Here is a 10,455-nt window from a genome sequence, read left to right as displayed (position 1 = left end):
TCGCGAGGTACCAGGACCGCACAGGGGCTCCGTGCGGCACGTCTTACGGTGTTGCCTGCTCGGCAACGGTCTCGGCTGCCTCGAGATTCCCGCGCAGCTCCGCCGTGTCGAGCGGTCCCTGGAGCCGGAAGGCCCGAGGGAACGCCCGGCGGCGGACCGCCAGGTCGAGACAGACCAGGGCGGGGTGTACATACGCACCCCGGCCGGGCAGCGTACCGCTTGGATCGGGGACGCAGGCGCCCTCGACCGCCACGATGCGCAGCAGCTCACTCTTGGCCGCTCGCTCCCGGCACCCCACACAGGTGCGCTCAGGGCGTGCGCGGGCAGGCGTCCGGCCAGACACGCTTAAGTCTACCTCCCCGTAGCGACCTCACCCCTTTGGGGCAAAAATCGAACGGTTGTTGTCTTGATCAGTAACGTGACCAGGACGAGGGGGGTTCGCGCAACCGGTTTTCCGGACGCGCGGACGCCCCCTCGGTCACGAACGGCTCTCGCCGTCCTGGCCCGGCTGCTCGGTGTCGGGACGGATGTCGATCCGCCAGCCGGTGAGCCGGGCGGCGAGGCGGGCGTTCTGGCCCTCCTTGCCGATGGCAAGGGACAGCTGGTAGTCCGGCACCGTCACACGGGCGGAGCGGCCTGCCATGTCGACGATCTCGACCTTGCTGACCCGGGCGGGGGACAGCGCGTGGGCGACCATCTCCCCCGGGTCGTCCGACCAGTCGACGATGTCGATCTTCTCGCCGTTCAGCTCGCCCATCACGTTGCGCACGCGGCTGCCCATCGGGCCGATGCAGGCGCCCTTGGCGTTGAGCCCCGAGCGGGTCGAGCGGACCGCGATCTTGGTGCGGTGCCCGGCCTCGCGCGCGATGGCGGCGATCTCCACGGAGCCGTCCGCGATCTCGGGGACCTCCAGGGCGAACAGCTTCTTGACCAGGTTCGGGTGCGTGCGCGAGAGCGTCACCGACGGGCCGCGCACGCCCTTGGCCACCCGGACGACGTAGCTGCGCAGACGCATGCCGTGCGGGTAGTCCTCGCCCGGGACCTGCTCCTGCGCGGGCAGGATGGCCTCCAGCTTGCCGATGTCGACGAGCACGTTCTTGGGGTCGCGCCCCTGCTGCACCACACCGGTGACGATGTCGCCCTCGCGCCCCGCGTACTCGCCGAGCGTGGCGTCGTCCTCGGCGTCGCGAAGCCGCTGGAGGATGACCTGCTTGGCGGTGGTGGCGGCGATCCGGCCGAAATCGGACGGGGTGTCGTCGAACTCGCGGGGCTCCTGGCCCTCCTCGATGTCCTCCGGGTCCTCCTTCGCCCAGACCGTCACGTGCCCGGAGTCCCGGTCGAGCTTCACGCGCGCGTGGCGGCGGCTTCCCTCGGTGCGGTGGTAGGCGATGAGGAGGGCCGACTCGATCGCCTCGACCAGCAGGTCGAAGGAGATCTCCTTCTCCCGTACCAAGCCCCGCAGGGCACTCATGTCGATGTCCACGGCTACGCCTCCTCCTCTTCCTTCATGCTCTTGTCGTCCTTGCGGTTGAACTCGACTTCCACGCGCGCCTTGACGACGTCGCCGAAGGCCAGCCTGCGGGCGGTGGGCTTGCGCCCCTTCACGCCGGGCACCTCCAGGTCGACGCCCTCGTCGTCCACCCGCACGATGCGCGCCACCAGCTCCGCGCCGTCGGCGAGCTGGACGCGGGCGAGGCGCCCGACGGCGCGCTCGTAGTGGCGCTGCTCCTTGAGGGGGCGCTCGGCGCCCGGGGAACCGACCTCCAGGGTGTACTCACCCTCGCCCATGGCGTCGGTCTCGTCGAGCTTCGCGGAGAGCGCGCGGCTCACATCCGCGATGCGGTCCAGATCCACGCCGTCCTCGGAGTCGACGACGACTCGCAGCACCCGCTTGCGTCCGACCGAGGCCACTTCGATCTCTTCGAGATCCAGGTCCTGGGAGCTGACGAGCGGTTCCAGCAGCTCCCGCAGCCTCTCGCTCTGGGTGGTGCTCATCCGGGTGACTCCTCGGCCGCGTGTGCTGTTGTGGGATCGTCGCGTGTCAGGTCAAAGGGTATCCGGTCCGGGAGGGTGTTGCCGTCCACCGGGCCCGGGGCCCGCCCCTCGGCTCCGTACGCGCGTACGGGACCGAGCCGGTCACGCGTGCGAGGAGCGGGCGCAGGTACGGTGATCACCGGGCCTCGGCCCGTTCTGTGCCGCCGCCACCGTTCGCCGCCTGTGGGCCGCCTGCCCCGTGCCCTCGCGGCCCGCCTCCCGAGGACGCCTGCCGTGCCGTCGTTTCCCACCCCCTCGCGGTCCCGACCGGGGCCGCGCCGCAGAAGTCTGCTCGCTTCGGCCGCCGGCGCGGTGCTGCTCACCGGCTGCTCGGACACCGGGCCCGGCGACGGCGACGGGCGCTCCGCCGACGCAGAGCGGCTGCGCGCCCGTGCGGCCCGTGACAGCGCCGCGCTGCTGCGCCGCTACGACGCCGTGCTCGTGGCCCACGCCCCGCTGGCCGCCCGGCTGCGCCCGCTGCGGGACGAGGTGGCCCGGCACGCGAAGCTCTTCGCGGACGGCGGGCCGAAGCCGGCTCCTGCCTCCTCGGAGCGAGCGCCGGAGCCCGTGCCCGGCGACGGCAAGGAGGCCCTGCGGGTGCTCGCGAGGGCCGAGCGCGAGCTGGCCCGGCGGCGCGGCGAGCAGCTCCTGGAGGCGCCGGGCGAGCTGGCCCGGCTGCTCGCGTCCGTCGCCGCCGCGGGCGCGGCGCACGCGTACCTGTTGACGGAGAAGGGTGCCGAGGGCAACGGCAAGGGGGGCGACAAGTGAGCGCGCGTGACGACGAGTTGACGGCGGTGCAGGCGGCGCTGCGCGCCGAGCACGCGGCCGTGTACGGCTACGGGGTGGTCGGTGGCCGCGTCGGCGCGGCGCGCCGGGACGAGGCCCGCGCCGCCTACGACGCGCACCGGGCGCGCCGGGACGAGCTGCGCCGCGCGGTGCGGCGGCTCGACGGCGACCCGGAGCCGTCGGCGGCCGCGTACGCGCTGCCGTTCGCGGTGCCGGACGCGGCGGCCGCCGTGCGGCTCGCGGTCGCCCTGGAGGAGCGTCTCGCCGGGGTGTACGCCGATCTGGTGCGGGCCGCCGAGGGGGCCCGGCGCGACGGTGCGGCCGAGGCGCTGCGGGAGGCGGCCGTCCGGGCGGCGCGGTGGCGCGGCGGGAGCGTAGCCTTCCCTGGGCTCGCGGAGCGGGCCGGCGGTTCCGGGGACCCGTCCGCGGCACCGCGGGCGTGATCCCGCCACCGCACACGCATCCCGGCGCGGCCGGGACCGGCCTGGGAAAGGAACACCTCGCGCATGGCTTTCGAACCGCCGCCGCGCCTCGTCCGTGCGCTCGGCGAGACGCCGGGCGCCGCGGACACCGACGACTGGCTGCGGAACCTGCCCGAGACCGCCGGTGAGGCCGTCTCCGGGCTCGGCCTGACCGTCGAGCGGGTGCAGGTGCCCGGGGGCCGCAGCAGCCTCGTGGTGCTCGTGCGGCGGGCCGACGGGACCCCCGCCGTCCTGAAGCTGGTGCCGCCGCGCTCGCGCCCCGCGAGCGAGCGGGCCGCGCTCGCGCACTGGGGCGGGCTCGGGGCGGTGCGGCTGCTCGACGCCGACGCGGCGGCGGCCGACGGTGTGCTGCTGCTCGAACGCCTCCAGCGGGACGTCTCCGTACGCTCCCTGCCCGAGGCCAAGTCCATGCTGGAGGCCGCGGGGACGCTGCGGCGGCTGTGGGTGGCCCCGCCCGAAGGGCACCGCTTCGAGACGGTCGCCGAGCGGACGGGACGGCAGGCCGACGCGATGCGGGCCTGCCCCGATCCGGAGGTGGCCCCGCTGGTGGACGCGGCGCTCGCGGCGCGCGCGGAGCTGCTCGCGGACGCGCCGGAGCAGCGGCTGCTGCACGGCACCTTCCGGCAGAGCAAGGTGCTCGCGGCCGAGCGGGTGCCGTGGCTGGCCGTGGGGCCCGACCCGGTGGTGGGCGAGTGCGCGTTCGACCTGGCGCGGCTCGTGCGGGACCGGGTCGAGGACCTGATCGCGACGCCGTCCGGGGCGGCGGTGACGCGGCGGCGCGTCAAGCGGCTCGCCGAGTCCCTCGACGTGGAGCAGGAGCGGCTGCGCGGCTGGACGCTGTTCCGCGCCGTGGAGTCGGGTGTCCGGGCCCTGCGCGTGGGCCGCGCCCAGGACGCGGAACTGCTCCTGGAGTTCGCGGGCTGGCTGTAGCCCTGCCGGGAGCCCCCGATTCCTGGGGGCTCCGCCCCCAGACCCCCGCTCCTCAAACGCCGGAGGGGCTATTCATAGCCCGTCCGGCGTTTGAGGACGAGGCGCGGAGCGCCGGAAAAGCGGGGGCGCGGCCCCCGGATCGGGAAGGGGCGGGTCAGGGGCGTCCCACGCGGGCCTACGCCGAGAGGCGGGCGATCGCGTCGGCGACCGACAGTTCCTCGCGCTCCCCGGTGCGGCGGTCCTTCAGCTCCAGGACCCCTTCGGCGGAACGGCGGCCCGCGACCAGGATCTTCGGTACGCCGATCAGCTCGGCGTCGGTGAACTTGACGCCGGGGGAGACTCCGGCGCGGTCGTCCACGAGGACCCGCACCCCGGCGGCGTTCAGCTGCTCGGCGACGTCGAGCGCCAGCTCGGTCTGCACGGCCTTGCCCGCGGCGACGACGTGCACGTCGGCGGGGGCGATCTCCTTGGACCAGCACAGGCCCTGCTCGTCGGCGGTCTGCTCGACGAGGGCGGCGACGGCGCGCGAGACGCCGATGCCGTACGAGCCCATGGTCACGCGCACGGGCTTGCCCTGCTGGCCGAGGACGTCGAGCTGGAAGGTGTCGGCGTACTTGCGGCCGAGCTGGAAGATGTGGCCGATCTCGATGGCGCGGTCGAGCTTGAGCCCGGCCCCGCAGGCGGGGCAGGGGTCGCCCTCCTCGACCACGACGACGTCCAGGTACTGGTCGACCTCGAAGTCACGGCCGCAGACGACGTTCTTCGCGTGCGTGTCGGGCTTGTTGGCGCCGGTGATCCACGCCGTGCCGGGGGCCACGCGCGGGTCGGCGAGGTAGCGGACCTTCTCCAGGCCCTGCGGGCCGATGTAGCCGCGGACGAGGTCGTCGCGGCCCTCGAAGTCCTCGGCGGTGACCAGCTCGACCTCGGCGGGCGCCAGGTGCTCGGCGAGCTTGCCGAGGTCGACCTCGCGGTCGCCGGGCACGCCGACGGCGACGATCTCGCCGTCGACCTTGACGAGGAGGTTCTTGAGCGTCGCGGAGGCCGGGACGCCGAGGTGATCGGCGAGGGTCTCGATCGTCGGGGTGTCCGGGGTGTCGAGGTCCTCGGCGGCGGGGTGCTCCGCGCCCTCGACCGGCTTCAGGGCGAAGGTCACGGCCTCGGTGTTGGCGGCGTAGTCGCACGCCGGGCAGTCCACGAAGGTGTCCTCGCCGGCCGGGGCCGGGGCCAGGAACTCCTCCGACGCCGAGCCGCCCATCGCGCCGGAGACCGCGGAGACGATGCGGTAGTCGAGGCCGAGGCGCTCGAAGATGCGCTGGTAGGCGGCGCGGTGCAGGGCGTAGGCCTCGGCGAGGCCCTCGTCGGTCGTGTCGAAGGAGTACGAGTCCTTCATCTGGAACTCGCGGCCGCGCAGGACGCCCGCGCGGGGCCGGGCCTCGTCGCGGTACTTGGTCTGGATCTGGTAGAGGATCACCGGCAGGTCCTTGTAGGACGCGCACTGGTCCTTGACGACCTGGGTGAAGATCTCCTCGTGGGTGGGGCCGAGCAGGTACTCGGAGCCCTTGCGGTCCTTGAGGCGGAACAGCAGGTCGCCGTACTCCTCGTAGCGGCCGCTCGCCTCGTACGGCTCCTTGGGCAGCAGGGCGGGCAGGAGGACTTCCTGGCCGCCGATGGCGTCCATCTCCTCGCGGACGACCCGGGCGACGTTCTCGTAGACCTTCTTGCCGAGCGGCAGCCAGGTCCAGATGCCGGCGGCGGTGCGGCGTACGTAACCGGCGCGGACCAGCAGCTTGTGGTTGAGCGTCTCCGCGTCCGCCGGGTCGTCGCGCAGTGTCTTGACCATCAACCGGGACATGCGCTGGACCTGGGCCATGATGAACTCCTGCGTTCCTCTGACGGGGGCGTCCGGTGCCGTGAATCGGCCTTCGGCCTCGTCCTCAAGCGCCGGACGGGCTGAATCCCCCCTGGCTGCTACCTAAAGATGATGGGCGCAGGTTATCCGGGGCACGGGCGCGGGCGGAAATCGGTCAGTGGGCCGATCGGCGCGCGAGCGGCAGCGGGGCGCCCATCACGGCGTACGGCTTGGGGGCGCTGGGGAAGAGCACCTGGCAGGCCAGGTCGGTGTACCCGAGCGAGCGGTACAGGGCGCGGGCCGGGCTCTCCCCGTCGATGGCGGAGAGGATCGAGCGGGGCTCAGTGGCGCTGTCGGTGATGTCGGTGATCAGGGCGCGGCCGATGCCCTGGTTCTGGTAGCCGGGCCGCACGTGCAGCTCGGTGATCACGAAGGAGTGGTCGAGCCAGTCGTCGGTGCCCTGGGCGCGCAGATAGGGCTCGACGACGGTGGACCACCAGTGGGCGCGGTCGTTGGGCATGCCGTAGACGAAGCCGACGAGCCGCCCGTCGGGGGTGGTGGCGCCGAGGGAGCGCGCGCCCGGGTAGGTGAGGTGCCGGAGCACGATCTGCCGCCGTACGGCCACCTCGTCGTCGCCGAGCCCGAAGGCGAGCGCCTGCACGCGCAGCGCCTCGTCCACCCTGGCGGCCAGGTCGAGGGGGCCGATCACGACGTCGTCAGTCATGCGGGAACCCTACTTCGCCGCCGTACGGGGCCGCGCTCGGTCAGAACAGCACGCTCATGAACGCGCCGACTTCCTCGAAGCCGACCTTGCGGTAGGTGGCCCGGGCCGGGGTGTTGTAGTCGTTGACGTAGAGGCTGACGACGGGTGCCACGTCCGCGAGGGCGTAGCGCAGGACGGAGGCCATGGCGGGGGCGGCGAGGCCCTGGCCGCGGTACTCGGGGGCCACCCACACGCCCTGCACCTGGCAGGCCCGGGGCGTGGCGGCGCCGATCTCGGCCTTGAACATGACCCGGCCGTCCGCGTCGAGGCGGGCGAAGGAGCGTCCTGAGCCGACGAGTTCGGCGACCCGGGCCTGGTAGAGCAGGCCGCCGTCGCCGGCGAGCGGCGAGACGCCGACCTCCTCGGTGAACATCGCCACACACGCCGGCATGATCGTCTCCATCTCGTCCTTGCGGACGCGGCGGACGTACGGATCGGGCGTGACGTCGTCGGGGAGCCGGTCGGCGACCATGAGCGGCTGCTGGGCGCGGACCTCGCGGGCGGGGCCCCAGGAGGGTTCGAGGAGACGCCAGAGCTGGGCGGTGGGCTCGGCGGGGCCGACGATGGAGGAGCAGCGGCGGCCGGTCCTGCGGGCCCGGTCGGCGAAGGCCCGCACGGCGCGCGGGGTGGCGCAGACCGGCACGAGGTTGGCGCCCGCGTAGCAGAGGGACTCCAGCATGCCGTCGGCGTACCAGCCCCACATCTCGCCGCCGAGGCGCCACGGGTCGAGGCCCGCGACCTGCACCCGGGCGGTGACGAAGGCGTTGGCGACGGGCTCGCGGTCGAGCACGGCGAGCGCGGCGTCCAGGTCACTCGGTTCGAGGACCCTGGTGGTGGTCTGGGTCAACACGGGCGGGGCCTCACCATACGGTCTGCTGATCTCCGCACTGTACCTGGCGAGGTTCCGTGCCGCCGCCCGGTCGCCGAGGGCGGCCGGGCAGCCGCGCCCGTCGGTCAGCGGCGCCGCACGTGGTCGTGGCCGACCTGGATTTCGTCGATCTTGAGTTGGCGGTGGAAGGCCGGGGCTCCGGGGGCGCTCCAGGTGGTGGCCACGTCGAGCCTCAGATAGCGGGTCCGCAGGCGGTCGCCGAGGTCGACGAAGCGGATGCCGCGGGCGCTCTCCAACTCGCCCGCCGCGACCTGCCGCCAGTGTGCGCCGTCGTGGCTCGCGGACACCGTGTAGTCCTTGATCCGGGCGGAGTCCTCGGGCCTGCCGAAGGTGGAGCGGTTGTGGGTGGGAGACCACTCGCGCTGGTTGACGCCGAGGCGGGTGGCCTTCTTGACGCGGCCGAGGTCGAGCGTGAAGGAGACGGGCAGGGTGCCTTCGTTGTCCGTGTACGTGGTGAAGTCGCCGTCGGTGAGCTGCGGTTGGCTCGCCTTGACCGAGCCGGTGGGGTAGATGCCGTGGCGCCGCGGGGCCGTCTCGACCTTGAAGACGGTGTCGTAGGGGTCCCAGTGGCCGATCGACCGGATGGTGAGGCTGCCGTCGCTCTGGCCGAACGGCAGGCGTTCGCCGGTGCGCAGGTCGGTGACCTCGGTGACGCGGTAGCCGTTGTCGCGCAGGCGGATCCGGTCGCCGCCGGTGGGCCGGGTGGTGACGTGGACGTACTGCGTGGTGGGCCGGGCGCGGCTGACGGTGACGTAGCCGTACGCGCCGTCGTTCCAGGCGCCGGGCTGCATGCCGCCGTGGGCGTAGCCGCCGCCGTGGACGCCGTGCAGGGACTCCCGGATCGGCGGCAGGTAGTCCTTCATGAAGTCGGTGAAGTTCTGCTGCTGGGACGGGAAGCGGCCGTCGACCATCGCCTGGAGGTCCATGAGGGACTTGATGGAGGTGCCCGCGTTGGCGACGTACCGGCCGACGTTGAGGCCCGTGTCGACGGGGCGGTCCTGGCCGTCGTACCACCAGGCGCCGGTGCTCGGCACCTTGTAGCAGGACTCCGTCAGGCGCGGCATGGGCGTCCAGATCGCCGCCGGCTGGTCGTAGGGCGGGGTCATGCCGGTCTTCTGCTCGTGGGACACCATGTCCATGATCGGGGTGTCCTCGTTGTTGTTGCTCAGGGTCAGGTCGGGGCGCCGCTCGCGGATCTGCTCGTAGAGCTTGTGCCGCTCCCAGTACTCGTTGTCGTTGTCGATCCAGAAGCCGGACAGCTTCGGGTAGTTGTCCATGACCTCGAAGAAGTTCTCGTAGCTGAACTCGCCGAAGCCGGGGCGGGTGGTGAGGTCGACCTCGCGGCCCTTGTGGGCGGAGTACGCGGCCGAGTCGAGGGTCTCGACGCCCTGTTCGGCGTGCCACTTGGGGTCGTCGGTCATGTAGAGGATCGTCTTGACGCCCTCGGCCGCGCCCGCCGCGATGACCTCGCCGAGGAAGTCGCGGGTCGTGGAGCAGCTGCCGGGGATCTTCGACGGCCAGGGCCGGGCGTAGCCGAGGCGGGAGTGGAAGGTGGCGAGGACGAGGTAGCTCGCGCCCAGCTTCCTGGCCTCGTCGACCCAGTAGCCGGGGGTCCACCCGCTGTCGGTGACGGCCTTCTCCCAGGCCGCGCAGTCGTAGTGCTTGGGGCTGGTGAACATGCCCCAGTGCAGGAAGAGCCCGGCGGTGGCGTCCCTGAGCGGTTGCTGGCGGGGCGGGTCGGCAACGGCCCGGGCCGGGCGGGTGGTGGGGGTCCCGATCGCGGCCCCGGCCCCGGCAAGCAGCAGCCCCCCGACGAGGGACAGGACGGTGGCCCACAGGGGCAGGGCACCACGGCGTCTCATGGATGCACCTCGGTTCCGATGACGAAGAGCGGCTGAGGCGCCTCGGCACGGGGCAGCTCCGACTCCCCCGTCATCGGATGAATCACCGCCAGGCCTACTCGAACCCGGCCGAGTTCAGCCCGGCAACGTGCGAGGACTCTGCGAGAGAGCGCTTCCGTGGTCGAGCCGCCCGAACAAGGTCCTGCCATACATCGGAGCTGTCAAGGCGGTGTGCTCGTGGAATCACGAAAGTGCAGCGCAACGGGGAGCGGTTCGGCCTGGGGCTGGGGCCTGGGCGTCTTGGCCCGGGGGCCGGCGGCGCCTGGGCGGGGCGCTGGGGCTGGCTGCCGCTTGCCGTGCGACACCCAGCCCGGGCCCTACCTCGACGGTCGGGCGGCACCTGGCGCTGTGCCCACCCGTCCCGCCCCGCGGGACGATTGCCCACAGCGAGGCGGGGCGGGCGCGGCTCCGCGCTGCGGGTGGGCCCGGTCGCAGGGACGGAGAGCGCGACGCTTCGGGCCGGGCCCGCGAAGCAAGGACGTCACGGGTGGGCGGGCGGGAAAACCGCCGCGGTAGCGGCGGGGACGGGCACGGACGCAAAGCGCAACGCGTCGGGGCCCGTCCCGCGAAGCCCGGGAGGTACGGGCGGGCGGGTGGGAAAGACAGGCCGGCCGAGCCGACGGGACGGGCGGGCCGCCGCCCAGGCCCCGCCCCGGTGAGGCCAGGCCTCAGCTGATGGTGACCTCAGGCTCGCCCGAAGGGATGCCGTCCTTCTCCATCTGCTCAGCGATCTTCATCGCTTCCTCGATCAGCGTCTCCACGATCTTCGACTCGGGCACCGTCTTGATGACCTCGCCCTTCACGAAGATCTGCCCCTTGCC

Annotated in this window: 10 protein-coding genes and 1 pseudogene; 3 read left to right on the top strand and 8 right to left on the bottom strand. The window is 73.0% G+C overall.

Features of this window, described 5'->3' with window-relative positions; translation table 11 throughout:
• Positions 1-43: 43 nt before the first annotated feature.
• The 3 genes from AC07GB_RS37845 to rimP form a co-directional block, all read right to left on the bottom strand.
• Positions 44-343 carry a YlxR family protein gene (locus AC07GB_RS37845; RefSeq protein WP_478853754.1) on the bottom strand — a complete coding sequence of 100 codons (300 nt, stop codon included), beginning with the start codon at positions 341-343 and terminating at the stop codon, positions 44-46.
• Positions 344-478: 135 nt separating this feature from the next.
• Positions 479-1,483, bottom strand: a complete 1,005-nt coding sequence (nusA, locus tag AC07GB_RS37840; protein ID WP_478853752.1) for a transcription termination factor NusA — start codon at positions 1,481-1,483, stop codon at positions 479-481.
• A 2-nt stretch (positions 1,484-1,485) separates the two neighbouring features.
• Entirely contained in the window at positions 1,486-1,995 is a 510-nt protein-coding gene (rimP, locus tag AC07GB_RS37835; RefSeq protein WP_478853750.1) for a ribosome maturation factor RimP, read from the bottom strand.
• Positions 1,996-2,268: 273 nt separating this feature from the next.
• Between rimP and AC07GB_RS37830 the strand changes: the two genes are divergently transcribed.
• From AC07GB_RS37830 to AC07GB_RS37820, 3 genes are all read left to right on the top strand, one after another.
• Complete coding sequence (locus tag AC07GB_RS37830; protein ID WP_478853748.1) at positions 2,269-2,802, top strand: hypothetical protein; 534 nt, start codon at positions 2,269-2,271, stop codon at positions 2,800-2,802.
• Positions 2,799-3,263, top strand: a complete 465-nt coding sequence (locus AC07GB_RS37825) for a DUF4439 domain-containing protein (protein ID WP_478853746.1) — start codon at positions 2,799-2,801, stop codon at positions 3,261-3,263. Before AC07GB_RS37830 ends, AC07GB_RS37825 begins: the two co-directional genes overlap by 4 nt.
• 63 nt (positions 3,264-3,326) lie before the next feature.
• Positions 3,327-4,232 carry an aminoglycoside phosphotransferase family protein gene (locus tag AC07GB_RS37820; RefSeq protein ID WP_478853744.1) on the top strand — a complete coding sequence of 302 codons (906 nt, stop codon included), beginning with the start codon at positions 3,327-3,329 and terminating at the stop codon, positions 4,230-4,232.
• Positions 4,233-4,407: 175 nt separating this feature from the next.
• On the opposite strand, the gene AC07GB_RS37815 is transcribed toward AC07GB_RS37820, so the two are convergent.
• From AC07GB_RS37815 to AC07GB_RS37795, 5 genes and pseudogenes are all read right to left on the bottom strand, one after another.
• Positions 4,408-6,102: a proline--tRNA ligase gene (locus AC07GB_RS37815; RefSeq protein ID WP_478853742.1), complete on the bottom strand. Its 1,695-nt coding sequence runs from the start codon at positions 6,100-6,102 to the stop codon at positions 4,408-4,410.
• A gap of 154 nt (positions 6,103-6,256) precedes the next feature.
• On the bottom strand, positions 6,257-6,805 hold the full coding sequence (locus AC07GB_RS37810; protein ID WP_478853740.1) for a GNAT family N-acetyltransferase: 549 nt from the start codon (positions 6,803-6,805) through the stop codon (positions 6,257-6,259).
• Between the two features lie 40 nt (positions 6,806-6,845).
• Positions 6,846-7,694 carry a GNAT family N-acetyltransferase gene (locus AC07GB_RS37805; protein ID WP_478853738.1) on the bottom strand — a complete coding sequence of 283 codons (849 nt, stop codon included), beginning with the start codon at positions 7,692-7,694 and terminating at the stop codon, positions 6,846-6,848.
• Positions 7,695-7,798: 104 nt separating this feature from the next.
• A complete protein-coding gene (locus AC07GB_RS37800; RefSeq protein ID WP_478853736.1) occupies positions 7,799-9,595 on the bottom strand; it encodes an alpha-L-fucosidase in 1,797 nt (598 codons plus the stop codon).
• A gap of 707 nt (positions 9,596-10,302) precedes the next feature.
• Positions 10,303-10,455 (bottom strand): annotated as a pseudogene (locus tag AC07GB_RS37795) (flavodoxin-dependent (E)-4-hydroxy-3-methylbut-2-enyl-diphosphate synthase); the annotation flags it as partial.

The sequence above is a fragment of the Streptomyces sp. NPDC045778 genome (assembly GCF_056431945.1).
The sequence above is the reverse complement of the archived record's forward strand: the minus strand, read 5'-3'. Positions and strand labels throughout refer to the sequence as shown.

Coding starts and splice junctions, on each gene's coding strand:
- rimP (WP_478853750.1), bottom strand. CDS start 1,995: ATGAGCACCACCCAGAGCGAGAGGCTGCGGGAGCTGCTGGAACCGCTC.
- AC07GB_RS37820 (WP_478853744.1), top strand. CDS start 3,327: ATGGCTTTCGAACCGCCGCCGCGCCTCGTCCGTGCGCTCGGCGAGACG.
- AC07GB_RS37815 (WP_478853742.1), bottom strand. CDS start 6,102: ATGGCCCAGGTCCAGCGCATGTCCCGGTTGATGGTCAAGACACTGCGC.
- AC07GB_RS37810 (WP_478853740.1), bottom strand. CDS start 6,805: ATGACTGACGACGTCGTGATCGGCCCCCTCGACCTGGCCGCCAGGGTG.
- AC07GB_RS37800 (WP_478853736.1), bottom strand. CDS start 9,595: ATGAGACGCCGTGGTGCCCTGCCCCTGTGGGCCACCGTCCTGTCCCTC.